A 23,659-nucleotide genomic window follows, 5' to 3' on the forward strand; every position below is an offset into this window, starting at 1 on the left:
CCGCCCGTCCAGCCGGCAGCCGAGCGACATCAGGAACCCTTGCCGTCCGGCGGGCGGCGGGTCGGCATCAGGAATCGCGCCCGTCCGTACGGGACGGAGCAGTATCAGGAACCCCGCCCGTTCGGACGGCGTGGAGCGGCATCAGGAACCGCGGCTTTCGACGGACCGTGGCCTTCCGGCAAGCGGTGGGTGAGCGGCGCAACCCCGACTTCCGGCAGGAGCCGAGGGGCGCGGACCGGTCTCTGGAACTCCCTCTCCGGCGAGCGGGCGGAAACGCCGGTGCGGGTCGTTTGAGGGCCAGGTCGCCGTGGTCGTGGCCGGGCGTACGGCCCGGCCACCCGCGGGAGGTGGCCGTGGCGCACGGGCGGTGGTGAGCCGCGCCGGTCGCGGCGACCGAGAGACCGGCGGGGCTGGACGGTAGGACGGCGGGTCGCCCTCAGCGGCCGCGACAGCGCTTCAGAGCGGTCGCGGCGGCGGGAAGGGCCGGATACGGGTCAGGTGATGCGGACGCCCGTACGCCGGGCGATCTGGGCCTGGAGCCTGGCCATCTGCCAGTGCAGCTCGATCAGTTGCTCGGCGAGCTCGGCCCTGGGGATCTCGGACGGATCCTCGATGGCCAGGTGGTCAATCGCGGTCGACAGCTCTCGCATCGCGCGCCCCCACTCCATCATGTTCCTCAGCTCGAAACAGCGTTCGAATCATATCGGAACGGCGAGGGCGGTGTCAGGCCTTTCCCGGGGCGTCGCTCAGGTTTCGTACACAGGTGCGATAAAGCCTCTGGCCAGCGTGTTCGCGGTGATGTTGAAGCCGACAACGGCGGCGGGACTGTCGGGGTCGATGCCGAGCGAATCGACGCTCAGTGCGTGGACGGCGAACAGGTACCGGTGCGGGTGGCCGGGCGGCGGGGCGGCTCCGCCGTACGCCTTGGTGTTGTAGTCGTTGCGCGCATGGACGCCGGTCTTGGAGTCGGCGGTGCCGGCGCCGGTGGGCAGTTCGGTGACGTCGGCGGGGATGTCGTACAGCAGCCAGTGCCAGAAGCCGCTGCCGGTGGGGGCGTCGGGGTCGAAGCAGGTGACCGCGAAGCTCCTGGTGCCCTCGGGGGCGCCCGACCAGCGCAGGTGGGGCGAGAGGTTCTGGCCTGTCATGCCCCAGTCGTCGAACACGTGGGCGTCGGGCAGGCGCTCCCCGTCGCGGACGTCGTCGCTCTCGACGGTCAGGGCGGGGACCTCGGGCAGGAAGTCGTAAGGAATGGGCGGCTGTGCGGGCAAGATGCACCTCCGGTGAGTACGCGGGCTTACCGTCTCCCATCTTCCACCCGGAAGGGCGGCGATGGTGATCGGCTTCCCGGTACCCGGCGGGTCTTTGCCGGGAGGCCCCGGGTCAGCCCTTGTTGTAGGCGGCGATGACCTCCTTGGGGTCACCGTCCATCCTGATCTTGCCCTTGTGCAGCCAGATGACCCTGTTGCAGGTCTCCTCGATCACCTTGAGGTCGTGGGCCACGAGGAACACCGTGCCGGCCGACTCGCGGATCTGCTTGATCCGCTTCTCGCTCTTCTTGCGGAACTCCCGGTCGCCGGTGGCCAGGGCCTCGTCGATCAGCAGCACGTCGTGCGTCTTGGCCGAGGAGATGGCGAAGCGCAGGCGGGCGCCCATGCCGGAGGAGTAGGTGGACATCGGCAGCTGCACGAAGTCACCGATGCCGGAGAAGTCGACGATCTCGTCGTACTTCTCCTTGACCTGCGAGGGGGTCATGCCCATGGCGTAGCAGCCCAGCACGATGTTGCGCTCGCCGGTCAGCTCGCGCATCAGCGCGGCGTTGACGCCGAGCAGGGACGGCTGGCCGTCGGTGTAGACCGCGCCCGAGTGGGGCGGCAGCAGGCCCGCGATGGCCCGCAGGAGCGTGGACTTGCCCGAGCCGTTACGGCCCACGATGCCGATGGCGTCGCCGTGGTAGGCCACGAACGTGACGCCCTTGACCGCGTGGACCTCCTTCATCTGCGGCCGCCCCTGGCGCTTGACCATGCGCATGAGGGCGTTGACCGCGTTGCCCTTCTCGTGGTCGGAGGTGGCGCCGTAGACGCGGTAGACGATGTGGAGGTCGTCGACGATGACGGTGGGAGTACCCGTCGTGGGAGCGGGGGGCTCCGGGTTGGGGTGGACCCTGACGTCCTTGTTGGGGACGCCGGGCTCCTCAGCCTTCACTTGGGACAGCTCCTCCGTCAGCTCAGCCACGGCCGTACCTCTCCTCGGCGCGCCAGAAGTACCAGAAGCCGAAGGCGAGTGCGAACACTGCCCAGAATACGCAGCTCATCCAGACCCACGGACGGGGGCTGTGGTCGTCGATCAGGATGTCGCGCATGAACTCGATGTACGAGGCCGCGGGGTTGGCGTACATGATGTCCGCCACCCACTGCGGCAGGCCCGCGCCGTCGGGTGAGACCACCTTCTCCTGGATGGAGAAGAAGACGCCGGAGGCGTACAGCCAGGTGCGCATGATGAAGGGCAGCAGCTGGTTCATGTCGCGCACGGCGGAGCCGACGCGGGCCATGACCAGGCTGGCGCCCACGTTGAACATCGTCTGCAGCAGCAGCGCGACCGGGATCATCAGCCAGAGCAGGGTGGGGAACTCGCCGGTGACGACGACGATCGCCAGCAGGATGCCCATGGAGATGACGAGCTGCTGGAGCTCCTGGATCGTGTACGCCAGGGGCAGCGCCGCGCGCGGGAAGTGCAGGGCTCTGATCAGCGAGAGGTTGCCCGAGACCGACTTGGCGCCCGCCGTCACCGACCGCTGTGTATAGGTGAAGACGAACATCCCCGTCAGGAGGAAGGCCGTGTAATTCTCGATGGTGCCCTTGCCGCCGAGGATGAGGCCGAACATCAGGTAGTAGATGCCGGCGTTCAGCAGCGGCGTCAGCACCTGCCACAGCTGGCCGAGTGCCGAGCTGCTGTACTTCGAGACGTTGCGCGAGGTCGCGTACGTCTTGATGAAGTGTCGCCGCTCCCAGAGTTGGCGCAGGTAGGCGTGGAACCTCGGCCGTGCGATGGCACGGCGAAGCCCGTATCGCTTGGCGAGCTTGCTCAGCGGTTCTCCGCTGCGGCCGCCCGCCTGGGCGTCCGCGACCGCGGATTCCGGCTGGCTCATGGCAAGGACTCTATTGGATCCTGGTAGGTGGGGTGCTTCGCGCGGCGGTTTGCCGCAGAGAGTTGGACGTCGCCTTGGGGAGGTCGGGTTCCATGTCCGGTCCAAGACTTGGTCAACGGTAGCCCAGGAGCGCTCGCGGTGTGCCTGTGGTGAGAGCACTGTCCGATGAGGTGTATTTTGACTCGACGATTCAGGTGCCTTGCTCATCCCATAATGACCGGTTTGTCCTCATGAGGGTCCCCCCACGACCGGTGGGCGGATGGGTGTGACGCCGGACTCGCAGACGTGTGACCGAACTGCAATGTGCCAGAGACTCGCTGGTGGCAAGTAGTGAGGGATAGTCGCGATCGACTGGCAGGGCGTCAGCTGGTTTGACCATGTCAGCCAAACCCGGGGGACAGACAAGGCTCCTCCGTCAGGCTGCCTAGGACTTCGCAGCTCAGCGCTTACGCCCACCTGTAGAGGGAGGAAAATCTACTAATGCGTGTTACTAAGGGCGCACAGATCGTCGCCGGTACCGCGCTTCTGGCCGTCGCGGTCGCCGCGTGCGGCGGGGGCGGCGGTGGGACGACCGGCAACTCCAGCGGAGGGTCCGCCGCCCAGCCGGTCAGGGTCGAGATCGCCAAGCCGCAGCACGAGCTGAGCCCCACCAACACCAACGACACCAGTGGTGCCGAGGTGCTGAACGCGCTGTTCGTCGGACTTGTCGACTACGACAAGGACAAGAACGTCGTCCTCCGTGGCGCGGAGTCGATCGAGCCTGACGCCGAGTCCAAGGTCTGGACGATCAAGCTGAAGGACGGCTACAAGTTCCACAACGGCGAGGCCGTCACCGCCAAGAGCTACGTCGACGCCTGGAACGCCGCCGCCTACGGCCCCAACGTCCAGGAAGGCGGCCACTTCTTCTCCGCCGTCGAGGGCTACGACGACGTCGCCCCCCTCGACCCGGACGGCGAGGAGGGCCCGCAGAAGGCCCCCGAGCCCAAGGCCAAGACCCTCGCGGGCCTCAAGGTCGTCGACGACAAGACCTTCACCGTCACGCTGGCCCACCCCTACTCGGGCTTCAAGACGATGCTGGGCTACACCACCTTCATGCCGATGCCGAGCGTGGCCTTCGACGGCAACGGCGGCATCAAGAAGGAGTTCGGCGAGAACCCGATCGGCAACGGTCCCTTCAAGATGGCCAAGCCGTTCAAGCCCGCGACCGACACCACCATCTCGCTCGTGCGCTACGACGAGTTCGTCGAGGGCAAGGCGAAGGTCGACGCGGTCGACTTCAAGATCTTCAGTGACCTCGGCACCGCGTGGAACGAGCTGCGGGCCGGCAACCTGGACATCATGGACCAGCTGCCGCCCGAGGCCATCGCCACCGCCAAGCAGGAGCTGGGCGACCGCTACATCGAGCAGCCGTCCTCCGGTGTGGGCTACTTCGGCTTCAACACCAAGAACGGCGAGGCGTGGGCCAAGAACGTCGAGCTGCGCAAGGCCCTCTCGATGGCGATCGACCGGAAGACCATCACCGAGCAGGTCTTCTCCGGCACCCGCGTGCCCGCCGACGACTTCGTCAGCCCCATCGTGGCCGGCTACCGCAAGGGCGCCTGCACCGCGTGCGTCTACGACCCCGCCAAGGCCAAGGAGCTGTGGGACAAGAACGGTGGCGGCAAGGGCCCCGTCACCCTGGCCTACAACGGTGACGGCGGCCACAAGGAGTGGATCGAGGCCGCTGCCAACAACCTGCGCCAGAACCTGGGCGTCGACGTGAAGGCCGAGTCCTACGAGTCCTTCGCCTCCATCCTCGACGAGCTGGACAAGGGCAAGGTCGGCGGCGCCTTCCGCATGGCCTGGATCATGGACTACCCGTCCATGGAGAACTACCTGCGTCCGATCTACGGCACCGGCGGCAGCTCCAACCACGGCCGCTACTCGAACAAGGACTTCGACGACCTGCTGGTCAAGGGCGACTCCGCCAAGACCGACCAGGAGGGCATCACGTTCTACCAGCAGGCGGCCGACCTGCTGGTGAAGGACATGCCGTACGTGCCGGTGTACTTCTACCAGACCAACGCTGGTTACTCGCAGAACGTCAAGAACGTGACCATCGACCCGTTCGAGCGGATCGACCTGGCCAAGGTCGAGCGGGCCTCCTGACCATGACCCGCACTCTCGGGCGGGCGTCCACCAGATGCCGTTCCGAGGGGCCCTGAACAACTGAAGGGCAGCCCGGAGGTTGCCGGGCTGCCCTTCGCAATGATCGGGAGACATCATGGGCCGCTACGTGATCAGGCGCCTGCTCCAGGCGATCCCTGTTCTACTGGGTTCCACATTCCTCATCTTCTGCACCGTCTATGCCCTGCCCGGCGATCCCGTGGCCATCCTGGGCGGTGAACGCCGCATCGACCCCGTGCTCGCGGCGCAGCTGCGCGAGCAGTACGGGCTCAACGATCCGCTGATCGTCCAGTACTGGCACTACATCTCAGGAATCTTCGTCGGCGACTTCGGCGAGACGTTCCAGGGCGTGCAGGTCTCCGACCTGTTCGCCGGAAAGTTCCAGGTCACCATCCAGCTCGCGGTCACCGCCCTCGTCATCGAGGCGATCGTCGGCCTGGGTCTGGGCCTGCTCGCCGCCCTCCGCCGCGGCCGCTGGGAGGACCACGCCATCCTGGCCCTCACGCTGCTGCTGGTGTCGGTCCCCACGCTGGTGAGCGGCTTCGTCCTGCAGCTCGTCCTGGGCGTCAAGCTCAAGACCTCGGCGGGCATCGACTTCTTCCCCATCTCCGGCACCGACGCGGGGTGGCGCAGCTTCCTCGTGCCGGGCTTCGTGCTGGCCGGCACGTCGATCGCCTACCTGGTCCGGCTCACCAGGACCAGTCTCATGGAGACCCTGAGGGCCGACTACATCCGTACGGCGGTCGCCAAGGGCATGCCCCGTCGGAGGGTTCTCGGCAGGCACGCGCTGCGCAACTCGCTCATCCCGTTGATCACCTATCTGGGCGCCGACCTCGGCTCGCTGATGGGCGGCGCGGTCATCACCGAGGCCATCTTCAACCTGAACGGGATCGGGCAGCAGCTCTTCCAGTCGGTCGCAAGGCGCGAGAACGCCGTCGTCGTCGGCATCGTCACGGTTCTCGTTCTCGTGTACCTGCTCGCGAACCTCATCGTCGACCTGCTGTACGCCGTCCTAGACCCCAGGATCCGCTATGAGTGACACGAACACCGTCACGGCGCCCAAGGCGCCCTCGCGCAGGAAGCCGAAGGAGAGGAAGCCGGCCAGTCTCTGGTCGGACGCCTGGTACGACCTGCGCAGGAACAAGGTCTTCGTGGCCGGCTCGCTCATCGCGGTCGTGCTGGTCCTGATGGCGTTCTTCCCCAGCGTCTTCGCGCCGCAGAACCCCAGCGCCTGCAACCTGGCCGACGCACGCCAGGGCATCAGCTCGGCCCACTGGTTCGGCCTGGACAACCAGGGGTGCGACACCTACGCGCGCGTCATCCACGGCGCGAGGGTCTCGATCCTCGTCGGTGTGCTGACCTCGCTCGTGACCGGCCTGGTGGGCGGCACGCTCGGCCTGATCGCCGGGTTCTACGGCCGCTACGTGGACGTGATCCTCTCCCGCGTGGCCGAGATCTTCTTCGCCATCCCCTCGATCCTCGGCGCGCTGCTGCTGCTGTCGGTCGTCGGCAGGGACAAAGCGGGCGTCTGGACCGTCGTGATCGCGCTGGCGATCCTGGCCTGGCCGATGGTGCTGCGCATCATGCGCGCGGCCGTCATCACCGCCAAGAACCAGGACTACGTCACCGCGGCGCGGGCGCTGGGCGCGAGCCCGTGGCGCATCTCGGTCCGGCACATCCTGCCCAACGCGCTGGCACCGGTCATCGTGGTCTGCACGATGAACCTGGGCGTGTTCATCGCGGGCGAGGCGGCGCTGTCGTTCCTCGGGGTCGGCATCCAGTCGCCCAACATCTCGTGGGGTCTGATGATCGCCGACGCGCGCAACAGGTTCCTCATGGCTCCGGAGCCGCTGATCTTCCCGGCGGTCTTCCTGAGCATCACGGTCCTGAGCTTCGTCATGATCGGCGACGCCGTACGCGACGCACTCGACCCGAAGCTGCGATAGAGAGGGGGGATTCGCGATGAAGAAGAAGTCGGCAATCGACGTGTTGCCAGCCGAGGGAGGGCTGGGCAACGAGCCGCTGCTGGCTGTGGACAACCTCCACGTGGAGTTCCACACCAGGGCGGGCGTCGTCAGGGCGGTCAACGGCGTCAGCTACTCGCTGAGCGCCGGCGAGACGCTGGCCGTCCTCGGAGAGTCGGGGTCGGGCAAGTCCGTGACCGCACAGGCGATCATGGGCATCCTCGACATGCCGCCGGCGAAGATCCCCCAGGGGGAGATCCGCTTCCACGGCACCGACCTGCTGAAGCTGTCGGAGGAGGCCAGGAGCCAGATCCGCGGCGAGCGCATCGCCATGATCTTCCAGGACGCGCTCTCGGCGCTCAACCCGGTCTTCACCGTGGGCTGGCAGATCAGCGAGATGTTCCGCGTGCACCGCGGGATGAGCAAGCGCGACGGCATGAAGAAGGCCGTCGAGCTGATGGACCGGGTGCGCATCCCGGCGGCGAGGCAGCGGGTGAACGACTACCCGCACCAGTTCTCCGGCGGTATGCGCCAGCGCATCATGATCGCGATGTCGATCGCGCTCGACCCCGAGGTGCTGATCGCCGACGAGCCGACCACCGCGCTCGACGTCACCGTGCAGGCCCAGATCATGGAGCTCCTGGCGGAGCTCCAGCGCGAGAGCAACATGGGCCTGATCCTGATCACCCACGACCTCGGCGTGGTCGCCGACGTCGCGGACAAGATCTCGGTCATGTACGGCGGGCGGATCGTCGAGAACGCCCCGGTCTACGACATCTACAAGGCTCCCGCGCACCCCTACTCCAAGGGCCTGCTCGACTCGATCCCCAGGGTCGACATGAAGGGCCAGGAGCTGTACGCGATCAAGGGCCTGCCGCCCAACCTGCTCGACATGCCGTCGGGCTGCGCGTTCCACCCCCGGTGCCCCTACCGGCAGGACAACTGCGTGACCGACGCCCCCCCGCTCTACGAGATCAGCGGCGTGCGCGGCAGCGCCTGCCACTACTGGAGGGAGGTCCTCGATGGCAGCCGTGGGTGAGCCGATCCTCGAGGTCCGCGACCTGGTCAAGCACTTCCCGCTGACTCAGGGCATCGTCCTCAAGCGGCAGATCGGCGCGATCAAGGCCGTCGACGGCGTCTCCTTCGATCTGCACAAGGGCGAGACCCTCGGCATCGTCGGCGAGTCGGGCTGCGGCAAGTCGACGCTGGCCAAGCTCCTGATGGCGCTGGAGCGGCCGACGTCGGGCTCGGTCAGGGTGAACGGCAGGGACATCGCCGCCGCCAGGGGCGCCGAGCTCAAGCGGATGCGCCGCAACATCCAGATGGTGATGCAGGACCCGTACACCTCGCTGAACCCCCGGATGACCGTCGGCGACATCATCGGCGAGCCGTTCGACATCCACACCGAGGTCGCGCCGAAGGGTGACCGCCGCAGGAAGGTGCAGGAGCTGCTCGAGGTGGTCGGCCTCAACCCCGACCACGTCAACCGCTACCCGCACCAGTTCTCCGGCGGCCAGCGGCAGCGCATCGGCATCGCCCGGGGTCTGGCGCTCCAGCCGGAGGTCATCGTCTGCGACGAGCCGGTGTCGGCGCTGGACGTGTCGATCCAGGCGCAGGTCATCAACCTGCTGGAGCGGCTGCAGAACGAGTTCGACCTGGCCTACATCTTCATCGCCCACGACCTGTCGGTGGTGCGCCACATCTCCGACCGGGTCGGGGTGATGTACCTGGGCAAGTTCGTCGAGCTCGGCAAGGACAGCGAGATCTACGACCGGCCCGCGCACCCCTACACGCAGGCGCTGCTGTCGGCCGTGCCGGTGCCTGACCCCGAGGGCAGGGAGCAGCGCGAGCGGATCATCCTCCAGGGTGACCCGCCCTCGCCGGCCAACCCGCCGTCGGGCTGCCGCTTCCGCACCCGCTGCTGGAAGGCGCAGGAGATCTGCGCCGAGCAGGAGCCGCCGCTGCAGATCTGGCCGGGCACGAGCCACGAGAGCGCGTGCCACTTCGCCGAGACGCACGACGTGGTGCACGCGAGCTGAGCCACGCGTGAGAGGCCCCCCACCCGTCTTCGGGTGGGGGGCCTCTGCTGCTCCCGCCTACTTCATGGCGGCGGGTGCCGCGGTGTCCGTGTCGGTTCAGGCGTCGGTCTCGGCTTCTGTCACGTCGGTCTCGGCGTCGCTGTCGGCATCGGCGTCGGTGGCCGTGGCGGCGTCGGCGTCGCTGTCGGCATCGGCGCCCGAGGATGAACCGGTGCCCGAGGATGAACCGGTGCCCGAGGATGAACCGGCGCCCGAGGCGGAATCGGTTTCGGCGTCGGTGGCGGCGTCGGTGTTGGTGTCGGCGTCGGTGGCGGCGTCCCTGTCGGTGTCGGCATCCGTGACGCCGGCGGTGTCGGCGTCGGTGCTGCTGTCGCTGTTGCTGTCGGTCGAGGTGTTGCTGGAGGTGCTGGTGGTTTCGGTGCTCTCGCTGCTGACGCTGTCGCTGGCGGGATCGGGTCCGTAGAAGACCTCCGCCGAAGCGGAGCACACAGGCCCGGTCACCGCGAGTCCAGCCAGAGCGGCAGCGACGATAATGGAACGGATCATTGGTATTTCCCCCTGAAGCAAGGTGCCAGAGCGCCGGATCCGTGACGCTCCGTAGTCACGTTGTTACTTTCCGTGTTCAAGTAGAACATGCCAGGGGCGAAGGGTTCAATCCGGGTCACCTCATAGCGATAACCGCTGAACCATGACCAAACAGTCCTTGGTTCACCGCCATGCCCACCTGGGCGTCCTCGACCTGCCGCGGGCCCGCCGTACGGCGCAGCTGCCAGGTCAGCTCGCAGACCTGGGCGATGGCCTGCGCGGGGATCGCCTCGCCGAAGGAGGCCAGCCCCCCCGAGGGGTTCACCGGGACGCGGCCGCCGAGCGCGGTGTCGCCCGCGCGCAGCAGCTTGTCGGCCTCGCCGGGGGCGCACAGGCCGAGGTCCTCCATCCAGTCGAGTTCGAGCGCGGTGGACAGGTCGTAGACCTCGGCGAAGGACAGGTCGCGCGGGCCGAGTCCGGCCTCCTCGTAGGCGGCCCCTGCGAGAGCGGCGCGGAACGGGACGCTCTCGCGGACGGGCGGGTCGGTGGCGAAGTCGGGCAGGTCCAGGACGGTCTTGGGGTAGGTGGGCGTGACCGTCGAGACCGCGGCCAGCGTCACCGGACGCGCGGCGCCGATCCTGCGCGCGTAAGCGGCCGAGGCGAGCACGAGCGCCGCGCCGCCGTCGGAGGTGGCGCAGATGTCCATCAGCCGCAGCGGGTCGGCGACCATGGGGGAGGCGAGGACCTCCTCGGCCGTGACCTGCTTGCGGTAGCGGGCGTACGGGTTCAGCGAGCCGGCGAGGGCGTTCTTGACCTTCACCGCGGCGAAGTCGGCCGGCGTCGAGCCGTACAGGGCCATGCGGCGGCGGGCGGACAGGGCGAAGTAGGCGGGGTTGGTGGCGCCGAGGAGCCGGAAGCGCAGCCAGTCGGGGTCGTCGGGGCGGTCGCCGCCGACCGGGGTGAAGAAGCCCTTGGGGGCGGCGTCGGCGCCGATGACCATGGCGACCTCGCAGCGGCCCGCCAGGATGGCGGTGCGGGCCAGGTCGAGCGCCTGGGCGCCGGAGGCGCAGGCGGCGTAGCAGGAGGCGATGCGGGCGCCCGACCAGCCGAGCACGCGGGCGTAGGTGGCGCCCGCGACGAAGCCGGGGTAGCCGTTCCTGATGGTGTCCGCGCCCACGACGTACTGCACGTCGCGCCACGCGACACCGGCGTCGGCCAGGGCGGCTCTGGCGGCGGCCACGCCGTACTCGTGGAAGGGCCTGCCCTGCTTGCCCCACGGGTGCATGCCCGCGCCGATCACGACGACGCTCATCGCGGCGACCCCCACATCCACACCGGGGCGCCGTCGGCGAGCGTGCCCGCGGTCAGCTCCAGCGCCATGCCGACGCTGAGGTCGTCGACCGTCAGGTCCTTCACCTGACCGAGGACGACGATGCGCTCCTCGTCGAGCTCCACCGCCGCGAGCGTCACCGGCTCGTACGGCTCGGCCGTCACGAACGGCGGCGGCGGCGGGTAGCAGGCGTTGGTGTAGGACCACACGGTGCCGCGCCGGGACAGCCGGTGCTCCACGAGTTCCTCGCCCTCGCACCACGGATCGCGGCAGAAGCCGTGGTGTGGGGGGAAGAAGACGGCCTGGCAGGTCGTGCACCGGGTGCCGAGCAGGGCGGTGCCGTCGAACCACGTCATGTGCAGCAGTATCACACAAGCGCTTGCTCGGTACTAGCGGTGCCGCCGCCTGCTGCGCGCCACTGTCCTGACCGCCAGCGCGGCGGCCGCCAGCACGAGCACGGTGATCACCAGCGGCCTGGAGTCGGGGACGGGAGCCGCGGGGCCGCCGCCGAAGTAGGGCAGCGCCCTGCGTGCGGCCGGCGGCTCCCGATCACTCAGGCGGCGTGCCTCGGCCAGCGCCCGTGCCGCGTCGACCACGCCGTGGCCGTAGGCGCTGCTGTGCCCCCGCCCGCCCGCGCCGCTCTCGATGGCCCGCCGTACCTGCAGCGGCGTGAGCCGCGGGTAGGCGGATCTGATCAGCGCCGCGATGCCCGCCACCATCGCGGCGGCCGAGCTGGTGCCGTCGCCGATCACGTAGGAGCGGGGGCCGTCGGCGCTGACGATCTGCTTGCCGGGTGCGACCACCGACAGGTAGGGCCGGCGGTTGGAGAAGGGCGTCACCCGCAGCTTCCTGTCGACCGCGCCGACCGCGATCACCCCGGGGTAGGCGGCGGGGAAGTTCTTCCTGTTGGGGCCGTCGCCGTCGTTGCCGGCCGACGCGACGAGCACCGCGCCGCGCGCCAGCGCGTACTGCACCGCCTCCTCCTCGGCGGCCGAACCCTCCCACGTGCCGCTGCCCCCGCCGAGCGACATGCTGATCACCTGCGCGCCCTGGTCGGCCGCGTAGCGGATGCCTCTGGCCAGCGCGTCCTGGCCGCTGGCCCTGGTGCGCTGGAACTCGCGGCGCGGATCGTCGTTCTCCAGCGTGACCCGCACCGACAGCACGGTCGCCTCGGGCGCGATGCCGAGCACCCCGGCGTCCCGGCCCTCGCCGTGGCCGCGGCCGGCGATGAGGCTGGCCATCGCGGTCCCGTGGTGGCCCCAGCGGGCCCCGCTCGCGGCCTGTCCGGTGAGGTCCGGGCCCTTGATCACCGCGCCCGTGAGGTCGGGATGGCGGGCGTCGACGCCGGTGTCCAGCACGGCCACCGTGACGCCGCCACCCCTGGTGACACGCCAGGCCTCCGCCATGCGCAGCGGCGCGAGCTGCCACTGCCGTTCGCGCGCCGTGGCGCCGACCTCGTCGGCGACCGTGGGCGTGCTGATGGTGAGCAGGGCCGCCAGCAGGGCGGCGGCGAAGGCCCGCCTCATCCGGTGAGCCGCCGGTGGAGCGCCGTCGCCAGTTCCCGCGCCATGCCGCGCAGCCGCGGCGGCGCGCCCTGGCCCTTCGTGTACGGCCGGCCGTCGGTGTATCCGGCGGCGGTCATGACCACGTAGCGCGGGCCTGAGCCGATCCGGGCGCCGGTGATGTACTGGCGGGTCCCGAACAGTTCGGCGGGCCCGCCGGGCACCGTGTACGGCGTGACGGTCGCGGGCCGGGGATCTCCCCGCTCGGCGGGCGGCGGGGGAGCGCCGGTGAGCACGGCGACGCCGGCGGTGGCGACGAAGGTCTGGGTGGTGTCGACGTAGGTGGCGCGAAGGGCGGTGAGGCAGCCGCGCAGCAGGGCGCCGGGATGGAAGGCGCGGGCGCACGGGGCTTCGGGCGCGATGCCGGCCAGGACGTAGGCGGTGCGGGCGCCTGAGGGGGTGGTGCCGGGCAGCCTCGCGGGGAAGACCTCGGAGGCCGGCCATGCCCGCCATCGCTCGGCCACCGGCGGCTCCGCCGGCGCCCAGGTCATGGCGATGATGGGGATGAGGGCGATGGACAGTCGGATCACGTCGGCCTCGAACCGGGAGGAGGGGGACGCTTCGGTGCCGTGCATTCTGGCACGCGCACGATGGTGCAATCCGACGGTTCGGTAAACAGCCCGATACGCGGTGTAACTACCTCTTCTTACTCTTCAACCGCATGAGACCGGTTTTGTCGCAGGAGTCAGTGGAGCGCGCACAGCCGGACATGGGCCCCCGGCGGAAGTCCCAGCCGCTGTGCCGCGTCACCCGAGTTGACGGCGAGCGCGATCAACCCCGCCGAGTCCGTGAACGCCACCAGCTCTCCCGGCGGCACCGCCGCGAACGACTCCCGGTAGGGCAGCGACACCTGCCGCCGCCCCAGCCACACCGACAGCGTGTCGCCCACCAGCACCCCGACCGCCGCCAGGTCGTCGGCCGCGATCGACAGCTGGGTGTTGCCGAACCTGTCCACGGAGACGACCTCGCCCTCCACCGCGCCCTCGCGCACGTACGTGACGGGCGACGGCAGCGACACCAGCCGGTCCAGCGGGAGCTCGGGGCCGACCTCCGGCAGCTTGCGTCCCGCGCACAGGTGCGCCGACACCGGCGAGTACACGTCGCGCCCGTGGAAGGTCGGCGAGACGGGGCTGAGGAACAGCTCGGCGTTGGCGACCTCATAGGCGGCCGTGGCACCACCGCTGGCGGTGATCGCCCAGGACAGCAGTCCGTTGTCAGGGCCGACGAAGACGCGCGCGCCCGCCTCGACGGCCACGGCGCGGCGCGCGCCGCCCGTGCCGGGATCGACGGTCCCGACGTGGATGCCCGTGGGCAGGTACGGGATGGTCTGGGCGAGGATCGCGGCACCTCTGCGGACGTCCCCCGAAGGCACGAGGTGGCACACGTCGATCACGCGGGCCTGCGGAGCGATCCCCGCTATCACCCCGTGACAGGCGGCCACGTATCCGTCCTCGAGTCCGTAGTCGGTGAGAAGCGTGATGACTGGGCTCACACTTCGCGACTGTACGTCTCCCCAACCGCCGTGAACAGCCGCACTCCGCACATTACGATGGGCCACGGGCCGCGCCGACCGAGGAGGAGACCCATGGACACTGCACCGGTCGCCGGCGACGGTGCTGCCCGGAAACCGCCACGCCCCCTGTCCGAGCGCGACCTGCAGATCCTGGCCTTCGAACGCCAGTGGTGGCGCCACGCGGGTGCCAAGGAGCACGCGATCCGCGACGCCTTCGGCTTCTCCGCCACCCGCTACTACCAATTGCTGGGCGATCTCATCGACAGGCCGGAGGCCATCGAGCACGACCCGATGCTGGTCAAGCGCCTGAGGCGGCTGCGCGCCGCCCGCCAGAGGGAGCGCGCGGCCCGCCGGCTTGGAATGCGCCCCTGACTGCCTGGGTACGGCGAGCCGCGTGATGAGCAATCCAGGAATCCAAGCCATTGTGCGTGATCCGGACGGCGCGGTGATCGGGCTCGACTTCGACGGCACCCTCGCGCCGATCGTGCCCGACCCCCGTGACGCCAGGATCCATCCCGACGCTCCGGCCGTCCTGGTCGAGCTGGGCGGTCTGGTGGGGGCGGTGGTCATCGTGACCGGCCGGCCCGCCGCCACCGTCCTCGAGTACGGCCAGGGGCTGGAGAAGGTCCCAGGGCTGGTCGTGCTCGGTCACTACGGGTTCGAGCGGTGGGAGGGCGGCAGGGTGAGCGCCCCGCCGCCACCGCCCGGTGTCATGCGGGCGAAGGCGGAGCTGCCCCGCATCGTCGACCGCGTCGAGGGCGTCACGATCGAGGACAAGCAGCGGGCGGTGGCCGTGCACACCAGGCGCGCCCCCGATCCGGCCAGGGCGCTGGAGCTGCTGCGCGACCCGCTCGCGAAGCTGGCGGCGGCGCACTCCCTCGTGGTCGAGCCCGGCCGGATGGTGCTCGAGCTGCGGCCACCCGGCATGGACAAGGGCCACGCGCTCGACCTGTTCCTGGCCGAGCGGGTGGCGCGTGCGGTGCTGTTCGCGGGTGACGACCTGGGCGACCTGGCGGCGTTCGGCGCGGTGCGGGCCTCCGGTCTGCCGGGGGTGACGGTGTGCAGCGGCTCGGCCGAGGTGACCGAGCTCGCCGAGCGCGCCGACCTGGTCGTCGACGGGCCCGACGGCGTCGTCGCGCTGCTGGCCGACCTGGTGAAAGCCATCCGCCATTCCGCTGCAACCGGGGCGGACTAGCTTCGCGATCATGCTGATGACACTGGCCGTGACGGCCTCCCTCGCCCTGTCCGGAGCCCCCGCCGGAGCCCCCGCCGGCGCCCTTGCCGGAGCCCCCGCCGGAGCCTCTGCCGGCGCCACGCAGTCGGTGACCTACCGGGGCGCCACGATCACGCTGCCCGCCTCGTGGAAGGTCGAGAAGGCCGACTCCGGCGCCGTCCACGTGATCACCGGGTCCTGCTCCAGGCGCGCCACCGAGTGCCAGGGGTTCTGGCTGATGGGTCCGCAGTACATCCGGTACGCCACCGAGGGAAACCCGTTCCGGGTCGACGAGCCGTACCACCCGAGCAGCGGCGTGATGGAGTGCGTGCGCGACAGGCGCTACTACTCCTCGCCCATGCCGGTCAAGCCGCAGGTGTCGGAGCTCAGGCCGGTCGGTGCCGGGCACAAGGCGTACTACCGGCAGTGGAAGATCACCTGCCACACCCCGAGCGGCAAGCCGACCAGCGTGACCTACCCGCAGCGGATCTGGTACCTGCCCGCGTCGAAGATCCTCGTCGTGGACCAGTGGTCGACGCCGGGGCTGAACGCCGCTCTCACGCGGGCCGTCTGGCGCTGAGCACGCCGGCCGCGGCCAGAGCGGCCAGTACGGGCACCATGACGAACGCGGTGTGCGTGCCGTACCCGTCGGCGAGGGCGCCGAGCGCGAAGGGCCCGGCGCCCATGGCCAGCCCCGCCCAGACGGGGGCGGCCGCCGCGGCCAGACCGGGGCGGTCGCCGGAGGCGGCGATCACCCCGGCCATCGCCAGCGGGAAGTGCATGGCGGCGCCCAGACCGCTGATCACCAGGCCGGTGTAGGCCACGAGCGGCCTGGTGCCGAGCCAGAACAGCAGCCAGCCGGCTCCCGTCACGGCCAGCGCGCACACCAGCAGCGTCGTGGACGGCAGCAGCAGCGCCAGTCGCGCGCCCGCGAACCTGCCGGCCGCGAGGCCGCCGATGAAGGCGGTCAGCCCCGTGGCCGCGGTCGCCGCGCTCAGCCCCGTACGGCCGGCCAGCAGCTCGGCGCCGAACAGGTTGAAGGAGAACTCGATGGCCACGCAGCAGAACAGCACCGCGCAGGCCACGTGGAAGCGCCAGTCGGGCCGGCCGGTGAGCCTGGCCGTGCGCTCCTGCGCCGCCCCCAGCCTGGTCCCGCCCATGGTGAGCGCCAGCAGCCCGGACAGGAGCGGGGTGAGCAGCAGGGCCGCCCGCCAGCCGAGGACCGACTGCGCCGCCAGGCTGACCAGCAGGGTGGCCGCCATGCCGACGACGACGGCGATCGCGTTGGCCTCGCTGATGGCCGCCGGGCCGGCCGGCCCCTGATGGTCGCTGAGGACGGCCATCGCGGTGTAGAGCATGACCGAGCCGAAGCCGCCCGCCAGCGCGAAGCCCGTGAGGGTGCCGGGTAACGCGGGGACCGCCACGACGGTGACGACGCCCGCGTTCATGCCCGCCAGGCCGATCCAGACTGTGGCGCGCCTGCCGTACCTGCGGGTGAGGAGGGGGATCGCCGCCCCCGCCGCGATGGTGGCGGCGGCCATGGCGGTGCCGTGCAGGGCGCCGACCGTGGCGGAGACACCGAGGTCGGCGCGCAGCAGGGGCAGGGCGGCGCTGAGGCCGTACATGAACGTCGCGAAGACGGCGAGCTGGAGGTAGACGAGCCAGGTGATCCGGTCTCTGGTCAAGCGGTCAGAGGCAGGCAAGTTGTTCGCCGAGCCATCGTCGCGGTGGCAGCGCGGTGGCGGCGGCATTGAGTCGCGCGCCGCGCCGTACCCGCTCCTCCTCCGGCATCTCCAGGCCCGCGTGCAGTGCCTCGGCGGTCTCGCAGACGTCGTAGGGGTTGATCACGAGCGCGTGCGCGCCGAGCTCGGCGGCGGCGCCCGCCTCGCGTGAGAGCACCAGCGCGCAGCGCGGGGACAGGATGGGGCCCTCCTTGGCGACCAGGTTCATGCCGTCGCGGATGGGGTTGACCAGCAGCACGTCGGCGAGCCGGTAGGCGGCCAGCGAGCGGGGGTAGTCGTCGTTGACGTTGAGGATCAGGGGGTCCCAGTCCTCGGTGGCGTACTCGTCCTCGATCTCCTTGGCGCAGCGTTGCACAGCGGCAGTGTATTCGCGGTATTCAGGCAGGTCGTGGCGGGATGGGTAGGCGAAGGCGAGGTGCACCACCCGTCCGTGCCACTCGGGGTGGGCGTCCAGGAACTCCCTGTAGGCCAGCAGGCCGCGGACGATGTTCTTCGACAGCTCCGTGCGGTCGATGCGGACGATCAGCCGCCGGTCGCCGACCTGCTCGCGCAGCGCGGCCATGTGCGACTCGACGTCGGGCTCGCAGGCCCGCCTCCACAGCGACTCGCCGTCGACGCCGAGACCGTGCACGCCGATGCGGGTGGTGCGGCCGTCGTGGGTGACCGACCGGTCGGCGACCTTGGCGCCCAGCAGGCTCCTGCAGCAGTCCATGAACGCCTCGGCCCATCGCTCGGTCAGGAATCCGGCGTGGTCGGCGCCGAGGATGCCCTCGAGCACCTCGCGCCCGACGTCGTCGGGCAGCAGCGAGAAGTACTCCGGCGGCGCCCACGGCGTGTGGCTGAAATGGGCGATGCGCAGGTCGGGCCGCTCGGCGCGGAGCATCGCGGGGGTGAGCGTCAGGTGGTAGTCCTGCACCATCACCTTGGCCCCGTGACTCGCCTCCTCGGCCAGCGCCATCGCGAACGCGCCGTTGTAGTCGCGGTAGGAGTCCCACTCCCGGGTGAACCTCGTGCCGAAGTGGGGGGCGTTGGGGGTGTCGTACAGCAGGTGGTTGACGAACCAGAGGGTCGAGTTGGCCACCGCGTTGTAGGCGCGGTGGAAGGTGGCGGGCGGAATGTCCAGCATGCGCAGCTTGCCGGTGTCATAGCCGGCATGGTCGAGTCGGCCGCCGGGAGCCAGCCGTACGGCGCTGCGGTCGCCGTCGGACAGCGCGGCGCACACCCAGAGCACGCCCTCGTCCCTGACGGCTCCGGAAAGCCCCGACACCAGGCCGCCGCCGCCACGCTTCATGGTCAGCTCGCCGTCGTCGGAGAGGGTGAAGGAGACAGGCCCACGGTTGGAAGCCACAAGAACGCTGTTCACAACATCCACCATGACCCCGAACATAGGATCTCGCTATGGCCCTAGATGAGCTAACCGAGGAACTGGCCCGTTCCGCCGCGGGCGGCGACCATCGCGCGCTTGGCGAGCTCCTGAAGCGGATCGAGCCCGACGTGCTGCGCCACTGCGCCCGCATCCTGCCCTACCACCAGGACGCCGAGGAGGCGTGCCAGGACACCTTGCTCGCGGTGGCCCGTAACATCGGGCGTTTCGAGGGCAGGGCCAGGTTCAGCACCTGGCTGCACATCGTGACGGCCAACTGTGCGCGCACCACCTACCGGTCGCTGAAGCGCAGGGCCGCCGAGCAGACCTCGGACGAACTGCCCGTCCAGAAGCCCGACGTGCGCCGGGTGAGCGTCATCGCGGGTTCGCGGCTCGACCTGCTCGACGCCATGGAGGCGCTGGAGGCCGACAAGCCCGACCTGGCCCAGGCGCTGGTGCTGCGCGACATCGTCCAGCTCGACTACAACGAGGTGGCCGAGCAGCTCGGCATCCCGCTCGGCACCGCCAAGTCGCGGATCCACCAGGCGCGCAAGTACGTCCAGGCCGCGCTGGGTGATACGTATCGTCTCAGTTAGTGAGACGGTCGGTCATGTCGTGAGCATGGCCGGGTATGGTGATTCGCATAACTCCATATTGCTCATCCAGAGGGGTGGAGGGACCGGCCCTGCGAAGCCCCGGCAACCCTCCCGGACTGAGCTCGTGAAGTGACGAGGCCGGCCGGGACAGGTGCCAATTCCGGTCTGTGGCCAGGGTGGTCGCAGACGAAGATGAGGGAAGGCCTCGCTTCATGTCGCTTGACTTCGGTCCTGCTGTCGCTCTGTCCTGCCGCGAGTGCGGCGCACGCTACGACCTCGGCCCCAACTTCGCGTGTCTGGAGTGTTTCGGCCCGCTCGAGGTGGCCTACTCCTTCGGGTCGGTCTCCCGCGCCGACATCGAGGCAGGACCCGCGAACATCTGGCGCTACCGCTCGCTGCTGCCGGTCCCCGTCGACGTGGCCGGCAAGCAGAACATGAACCCCGGCTGGACGAAGCTCGTCCAGGCCACCAACCTCGGCAAGGTCCTGGGCCTGCGCGACCTGTACGTGAAGGACGACTCGGGCAACCCCACCCACTCCTTTAAGGACCGGGTGGTCGCCATCGCCGTCGAGGCGGCGCGCAACTTCGGCTTCCACACGCTGTCGTGCTCCTCCACCGGCAACCTGGCCGGCGCGGTGACCGCGGCCGCCGCCAGGGCCGGGTTCGAGGCGTGCGTCTTCATCCCCGCGGACCTGGAGCAGGCGAAGATCGCCATGGCCCGGGTCTTCGGCGGCAAGCTGGTCGGCATCCAGGGCACCTACGACGAGGTCAACCGCTTCTGCTCCGAGCTCATCGGCGACCCGCTCGGCGACAAGTGGGGCTTCGTCAACGTCAACCTGCGGCCCTACTACGCCGAGGGCTCCAAGACCCTGGCCTACGAGATCGCCGAGCAGCTCGGGTGGCGGCTGCCCGACCAGATCGTCATCCCGGTGGCCTCCGGGTCGCAGCTCACCAAGATCGACAAGGGCTTCAAGGAGCTGATCGCGCTCGGCCTGGTCGAGGACACCCCTTACAAGATCTTCGGGGCCCAGGCGCTCGGCTGCTCGCCGGTGTCCACAGCCTTCAAGGCGGGCCACGACGTGGTCCAGCCGGTCAAGCCGGACACCATCGCCAAGTCGCTGGCCATCGGCAACCCGGCCGACGGGCCGTACGTGCTCGACATCGCGCGCCGTACCGGCGGGGCGGTCGAGGACGTCACCGACGCCGAGGTGGTGTCGGCCATCAAGCTGCTGGCCTCCACGGAGGGCGTCTTCGCCGAGACCGCGGGCGGCGTGACGGTGGGCGTGCTGAAGAAGCTCGTCGAGACGGGTCAGCTCGACCCCGCGCTGACCACCGTGGTGCTCAACACCGGTGACGGGCTCAAGACGCTCGACGCGATCGCGGACGACGCCACGCCCACGGCCGTGATCAGGCCGTCCCTCGACGCGTTCCGCGCGGCTGTCTGAGCTGTCTGTCTGGGCTGTCTGGGCTGTCTGAAAGGAAAGGTACTAGTCATGAGCGTTTCGGTGCGGATCCCCACCATTCTGCGCACATACACCGGCGGCAGCTCCGAGGTGAGCGGCGAGGGCGCCACCCTTCGCGAGGTGCTGCAGAAGCTCGACGCCGACTACCCGGGTATCGGCGCGCGCATTTTGGATGAATCGGGCAAGATTCGCCGTTTTGTCAACGTTTATGTCGGCGAAGAGGACGTCCGTTTTGTCGACGGCCTCGAGAGCGCCACTCCCGAGGGAGTGCAGATCTCCATCATCCCGGCCGTGGCCGGCGGCTGACCGTATTCCGGCTTCACGGACGCCCGCGAGGATTGCCTCGCGGGCGTTTTCGTAACTTTTGACCGTTTTCTGGGTGGTGTGGCGGCAATCGCGGGCCCTGCCTCGGGAGTGGCCCGGCGTGGCGGCGCGGACACCCTTCCGCGGCGGTGTCCTGGCCGAAAGTCGCAGGTTGTCCATGCCAGGTGAGAGGGTTTCTTCATCGGAAGATGGAATATTTGACTAACCTTTAGGCCACTACAAGAATGCCCGTCACGAACACCGAGAACGAGTTTGGCGATTGACTCTGTTGTTCTACGGCATGCCACAGGTATGGTCGAGGGCGATCGTCCGGCTGATTTCCCCATAAGTCGTGGCGATCGCGGATCTCGCGAGTGAATGGGCGGGGTCCGGAGCCCAGTAAGAGGAGTCGGAAGTGGCGCAGGGCACCGTCAAGTGGTTCAACGCGGACAAGGGCTACGGCTTCATCGCGGTAGACGGTGGTAAGGATGTATTCGTCCATTACTCAGCGATCTTGATGGACGGCTATCGGGCACTCGAGCAGGGCCAGCGGGTCGAGTTCGAGATAACCCAGGGTCAGAAGGGTCCCCAGGCGGAATCCGTCAGGACTGTCTGAACCAGAACCATCAAGGCACCGGCAGCTCACACGGCGGCGCAGTCCGTGCGGATCTGTCATGTCCTTTTCGTCGATCCGGGCAGGTCCGGTCCGCGTCAGCCGATCGGGCCTGCCCGTCGTACTCTGGAGCCATGGGGCAGGGGGCGGACGGCTCCGCGTGGCCGCGTGACGAAAGCGGCGATGATCGCGAAGCGTTCTCCGCGATGACCCGCGTGCGGGGTTGACCTGGGCGAAAGCGCGCCTCGCTTGCACTCGGCAGGGTAGAGTGCTAAACAGTTCGTTGGCACTCTGGTTATGAGAGTGCCAGACACTGGGATCGAGACGATGGGGTCCGCCGAATGGAGTCGGGCCCATGCCGTCGCGGGCGTCGGCTCGGTCCGCTGCAAGCCACCCTGCATCTGGGAGGTCTAGCCTTATGGCAGCCAAGATGATCGCGTTTGACGAGGACGCCCGGCGCGGTCTCGAGCGCGGTATGAACCAGCTCGCCGACGCCGTCAAGGTGACCCTCGGCCCCAAGGGCCGCAACGTCGTGCTGGAGAAGAAGTGGGGCGCTCCCACGATCACCAACGATGGTGTCTCCATCGCCAAGGAGATCGAGCTCGAGGACCCGTGGGAGAAGATCGGCGCCGAGCTGGTCAAGGAAGTCGCCAAGAAGACGGACGACGTCGCGGGTGACGGCACCACCACCGCCACCGTGCTCGCCCAGGCGCTGGTACGCGAGGGCCTGCGCAACGTCGCCGCCGGCGCCAACCCGATGTCCCTGAAGAAGGGCATCGAGGCCGCCGTCGAGCGCGTCAGCGAGGAGCTCTCCAAGCTGGCCAAGGACGTGGAGACCAAGGAGCAGATCGCCTCCACCGCCTCCATCTCCGCCGGCGACGCCGAGATCGGCAACCTCATCGCCGAGGCGATGGACAAGGTCGGCAAGGAAGGCGTCATCACCGTCGAGGAGAGCAACACCTTCGGCCTCGAGCTCGAGCTCACCGAGGGCATGCGCTTCGACAAGGGCTACGTCTCCGGTTACTTCGTGACCGACCCCGAGCGCATGGAGGCGGTCCTCGAGGACCCCTACATCCTCATCGTCAACTCCAAGGTCTCGGCCAACAAGGACCTGCTGCCGCTGCTCGACAAGGTCGTGCAGGCCGGCAAGCCGCTGCTGATCATCGCTGAGGACATCGAGGGCGAGGCCCTGGCCACCCTGGTCGTCAACAAGATCCGCGGCCTGTTCAAGTCGGTCGCCGTCAAGGCTCCCGGCTTCGGTGACCGCCGCAAGGCCATGCTGGGCGACATCGCCACCCTGACCGGTGGCCAGGTCGTCTCCGAGGAGGTCGGCCTCAAGCTCGAGTCCGCCACCCTCGACCTGCTCGGCCGCGCCCGCAAGGTCGTCGTCACCAAGGACGAGACCACCATCGTCGACGGCGCCGGTGACCCCGAGCAGATCGCCGGCCGGGTCAACGAGATCCGCGCCGAGATCGAGCGCACCGACTCCGACTACGACCGCGAGAAGCTCCAGGAGCGCCTGGCCAAGCTCGCCGGTGGTGTCGCCGTCATCAAGGCCGGTGCCGCGACCGAGGTCGAGCTCAAGGAGCGCAAGCACCGCATCGAGGACGCCGTCCGCAACGCGAAGGCGGCCGTCGAGGAGGGCATCGTCCCCGGCGGTGGCGTGGCCCTGCTGCAGGCCGGCACCAAGGCGTTCGACAAGCTCGAGCTCCAGGGTGACGAGGCCACCGGTGCGGCGATCGTCCGCAAGGCGCTGGAGGAGCCGCTGAAGCAGATCGCGGTCAACGCCGGCCTCGAGGGCGGCGTCGTGGTCGAGCGCGTGCGCAACCTCACCCCCGGTGAGGGCCTCAACGCCGCGTCCGGCGAGTACGTCAACATGTTCGAGGCGGGCATCCTCGACCCGGCCAAGGTGACGCGGTCGGCGCTGCAGAACGCCGCTTCCATCGCGGCGCTGTTCCTGACCACCGAGGCGGTCATCGCCGAGAAGCCGGAGAAGACCCCGGCTGCTCCGGCGGGCATGCCCGGCGGCGGGGACATGGACTTCTAAGTCCTGCCCAAGCTGAAAGGGGCGGCACCCGTTCGCGGGTGGCGCCCCTTTTCGCATGCGTAGCCGCATACTTCA

Annotated in this window: 25 protein-coding genes and 1 riboswitch; of the genes, 13 read left to right on the top strand and 12 right to left on the bottom strand. The window is 69.3% G+C overall.

The window, feature by feature from the left end:
* Nucleotides 1–494: 494 nt before the first annotated feature.
* The 4 genes from ABZX22_RS27865 to ABZX22_RS27880 form a co-directional block, all read right to left on the bottom strand.
* On the bottom strand, nucleotides 495–650 hold the full coding sequence (locus ABZX22_RS27865; protein WP_192781480.1) for a hypothetical protein: 156 nt from the start codon (nucleotides 648–650) through the stop codon (nucleotides 495–497).
* Nucleotides 651–746: 96 nt separating this feature from the next.
* A complete protein-coding gene (locus ABZX22_RS27870) occupies nucleotides 747–1,268 on the bottom strand; it encodes a YbhB/YbcL family Raf kinase inhibitor-like protein (RefSeq protein WP_354914219.1) in 522 nt (173 codons plus the stop codon).
* A gap of 112 nt (nucleotides 1,269–1,380) precedes the next feature.
* Nucleotides 1,381–2,232 carry an ABC transporter ATP-binding protein gene (locus tag ABZX22_RS27875; RefSeq protein WP_354914221.1) on the bottom strand — a complete coding sequence of 284 codons (852 nt, stop codon included), beginning with the start codon at nucleotides 2,230–2,232 and terminating at the stop codon, nucleotides 1,381–1,383.
* Nucleotides 2,225–3,145: an ABC transporter permease gene (locus ABZX22_RS27880; RefSeq protein ID WP_354914223.1), complete on the bottom strand. Its 921-nt coding sequence runs from the start codon at nucleotides 3,143–3,145 to the stop codon at nucleotides 2,225–2,227. The genes ABZX22_RS27875 and ABZX22_RS27880 overlap by 8 nt, the downstream gene beginning before the upstream one ends.
* Before the next feature lie 480 nt (nucleotides 3,146–3,625).
* Between ABZX22_RS27880 and ABZX22_RS27885 the strand changes: the two genes are divergently transcribed.
* The 5 genes from ABZX22_RS27885 to ABZX22_RS27905 all read left to right on the top strand — a co-directional run bounded on the left by ABZX22_RS27885 (nucleotide 3,626) and on the right by ABZX22_RS27905 (nucleotide 9,314).
* Nucleotides 3,626–5,293 (top strand): ABC transporter substrate-binding protein, encoded by a 1,668-nt coding sequence (locus ABZX22_RS27885; protein WP_354914225.1) that lies wholly within the window; start codon nucleotides 3,626–3,628, stop codon nucleotides 5,291–5,293.
* A 115-nt stretch (nucleotides 5,294–5,408) separates the two neighbouring features.
* Nucleotides 5,409–6,350, top strand: a complete 942-nt coding sequence (locus ABZX22_RS27890; protein ID WP_354914227.1) for an ABC transporter permease — start codon at nucleotides 5,409–5,411, stop codon at nucleotides 6,348–6,350.
* Complete coding sequence (locus ABZX22_RS27895) at nucleotides 6,343–7,257, top strand: ABC transporter permease (RefSeq protein WP_354914229.1); 915 nt, start codon at nucleotides 6,343–6,345, stop codon at nucleotides 7,255–7,257. Before ABZX22_RS27890 ends, ABZX22_RS27895 begins: the two co-directional genes overlap by 8 nt.
* A 16-nt stretch (nucleotides 7,258–7,273) precedes the next feature.
* Nucleotides 7,274–8,314 carry an ABC transporter ATP-binding protein gene (locus ABZX22_RS27900; RefSeq protein ID WP_354914231.1) on the top strand — a complete coding sequence of 347 codons (1,041 nt, stop codon included), beginning with the start codon at nucleotides 7,274–7,276 and terminating at the stop codon, nucleotides 8,312–8,314.
* Complete coding sequence (locus ABZX22_RS27905; protein ID WP_354914233.1) at nucleotides 8,298–9,314, top strand: dipeptide ABC transporter ATP-binding protein; 1,017 nt, start codon at nucleotides 8,298–8,300, stop codon at nucleotides 9,312–9,314. The genes ABZX22_RS27900 and ABZX22_RS27905 overlap by 17 nt, the downstream gene beginning before the upstream one ends.
* A gap of 96 nt (nucleotides 9,315–9,410) precedes the next feature.
* Here ABZX22_RS27905 and ABZX22_RS27910 read toward each other — a convergent pair whose 3' ends face one another.
* The 6 genes from ABZX22_RS27910 to ABZX22_RS27935 form a co-directional block, all read right to left on the bottom strand.
* Nucleotides 9,411–9,881: a hypothetical protein gene (locus ABZX22_RS27910; RefSeq protein WP_354914235.1), complete on the bottom strand. Its 471-nt coding sequence runs from the start codon at nucleotides 9,879–9,881 to the stop codon at nucleotides 9,411–9,413.
* 94 nt (nucleotides 9,882–9,975) lie between these two features.
* Complete coding sequence (locus ABZX22_RS27915; RefSeq protein WP_354914237.1) at nucleotides 9,976–11,151, bottom strand: lipid-transfer protein; 1,176 nt, start codon at nucleotides 11,149–11,151, stop codon at nucleotides 9,976–9,978.
* Nucleotides 11,148–11,525: an OB-fold domain-containing protein gene (locus ABZX22_RS27920; RefSeq protein ID WP_354914239.1), complete on the bottom strand. Its 378-nt coding sequence runs from the start codon at nucleotides 11,523–11,525 to the stop codon at nucleotides 11,148–11,150. Before ABZX22_RS27920 ends, ABZX22_RS27915 begins: the two co-directional genes overlap by 4 nt.
* Before the next feature lie 33 nt (nucleotides 11,526–11,558).
* Nucleotides 11,559–12,695 (bottom strand): S8 family serine peptidase, encoded by a 1,137-nt coding sequence (locus tag ABZX22_RS27925; RefSeq protein WP_354914241.1) that lies wholly within the window; start codon nucleotides 12,693–12,695, stop codon nucleotides 11,559–11,561.
* A complete protein-coding gene (locus ABZX22_RS27930) occupies nucleotides 12,692–13,306 on the bottom strand; it encodes a hypothetical protein (protein WP_354914243.1) in 615 nt (204 codons plus the stop codon). Before ABZX22_RS27930 ends, ABZX22_RS27925 begins: the two co-directional genes overlap by 4 nt.
* Nucleotides 13,307–13,416: 110 nt before the next feature.
* Nucleotides 13,417–14,223: an SAM-dependent chlorinase/fluorinase gene (locus tag ABZX22_RS27935; protein ID WP_354914245.1), complete on the bottom strand. Its 807-nt coding sequence runs from the start codon at nucleotides 14,221–14,223 to the stop codon at nucleotides 13,417–13,419.
* Nucleotides 14,224–14,316: 93 nt separating this feature from the next.
* Here ABZX22_RS27935 and ABZX22_RS27940 point away from each other — a divergent pair, with 93 nt between their 5' ends.
* From ABZX22_RS27940 to ABZX22_RS27950, 3 genes are read left to right on the top strand one after another with little or no spacing between them, the layout of a single operon-like run.
* The gene (locus tag ABZX22_RS27940) at nucleotides 14,317–14,616 is read left to right on the top strand and encodes a DUF3263 domain-containing protein (protein WP_354914247.1); all 300 of its coding nucleotides are present in this window, start codon (nucleotides 14,317–14,319) and stop codon (nucleotides 14,614–14,616) included.
* A 25-nt stretch (nucleotides 14,617–14,641) separates the two neighbouring features.
* Nucleotides 14,642–15,439, top strand: a complete 798-nt coding sequence (otsB, locus tag ABZX22_RS27945) for a trehalose-phosphatase (protein WP_354914249.1) — start codon at nucleotides 14,642–14,644, stop codon at nucleotides 15,437–15,439.
* A 10-nt stretch (nucleotides 15,440–15,449) separates the two neighbouring features.
* Complete coding sequence (locus tag ABZX22_RS27950; RefSeq protein WP_354914251.1) at nucleotides 15,450–16,037, top strand: hypothetical protein; 588 nt, start codon at nucleotides 15,450–15,452, stop codon at nucleotides 16,035–16,037.
* Here the strand turns inward: ABZX22_RS27950 and ABZX22_RS27955 are convergent.
* Entirely contained in the window at nucleotides 16,015–17,142 is a 1,128-nt protein-coding gene (locus tag ABZX22_RS27955) for a hypothetical protein (RefSeq protein WP_354914253.1), read from the bottom strand. The two genes, ABZX22_RS27950 and ABZX22_RS27955, sit on opposite strands and share 23 nt — an antisense overlap.
* A 4-nt stretch (nucleotides 17,143–17,146) precedes the next feature.
* Complete coding sequence (locus ABZX22_RS27960) at nucleotides 17,147–18,574, bottom strand: trehalose-6-phosphate synthase (RefSeq protein WP_354914255.1); 1,428 nt, start codon at nucleotides 18,572–18,574, stop codon at nucleotides 17,147–17,149.
* Nucleotides 18,575–18,597: 23 nt separating this feature from the next.
* Here ABZX22_RS27960 and ABZX22_RS27965 point away from each other — a divergent pair, with 23 nt between their 5' ends.
* The 5 genes from ABZX22_RS27965 (at nucleotide 18,598) to groL (ending at nucleotide 23,584) form a co-directional block, all read left to right on the top strand.
* Nucleotides 18,598–19,158, top strand: coding sequence for an RNA polymerase sigma factor (locus tag ABZX22_RS27965; protein WP_354914257.1), 561 nt, complete (start codon nucleotides 18,598–18,600; stop codon nucleotides 19,156–19,158).
* A 59-nt stretch (nucleotides 19,159–19,217) separates the two neighbouring features.
* A riboswitch (SAM riboswitch) is annotated at nucleotides 19,218–19,357 on the top strand.
* A 13-nt stretch (nucleotides 19,358–19,370) separates the two neighbouring features.
* The gene (gene thrC / locus ABZX22_RS27970) at nucleotides 19,371–20,603 is read left to right on the top strand and encodes a threonine synthase (protein ID WP_354914259.1); all 1,233 of its coding nucleotides are present in this window, start codon (nucleotides 19,371–19,373) and stop codon (nucleotides 20,601–20,603) included.
* Between the two features lie 48 nt (nucleotides 20,604–20,651).
* Nucleotides 20,652–20,927: a MoaD/ThiS family protein gene (locus ABZX22_RS27975; protein ID WP_354914261.1), complete on the top strand. Its 276-nt coding sequence runs from the start codon at nucleotides 20,652–20,654 to the stop codon at nucleotides 20,925–20,927.
* Between the two features lie 412 nt (nucleotides 20,928–21,339).
* Nucleotides 21,340–21,540, top strand: a complete 201-nt coding sequence (locus ABZX22_RS27980; RefSeq protein ID WP_055507665.1) for a cold-shock protein — start codon at nucleotides 21,340–21,342, stop codon at nucleotides 21,538–21,540.
* A gap of 415 nt (nucleotides 21,541–21,955) precedes the next feature.
* Nucleotides 21,956–23,584, top strand: coding sequence for a chaperonin GroEL (groL, locus tag ABZX22_RS27985; RefSeq protein WP_354914264.1), 1,629 nt, complete (start codon nucleotides 21,956–21,958; stop codon nucleotides 23,582–23,584).
* The last annotated feature ends 75 nt before the right edge of the window (nucleotides 23,585–23,659 follow it).

It is taken from the genome of Nonomuraea sp. NPDC003804, from assembly GCF_040610675.1.
GTDB lineage: Bacteria > Actinomycetota > Actinomycetes > Streptosporangiales > Streptosporangiaceae > Nonomuraea.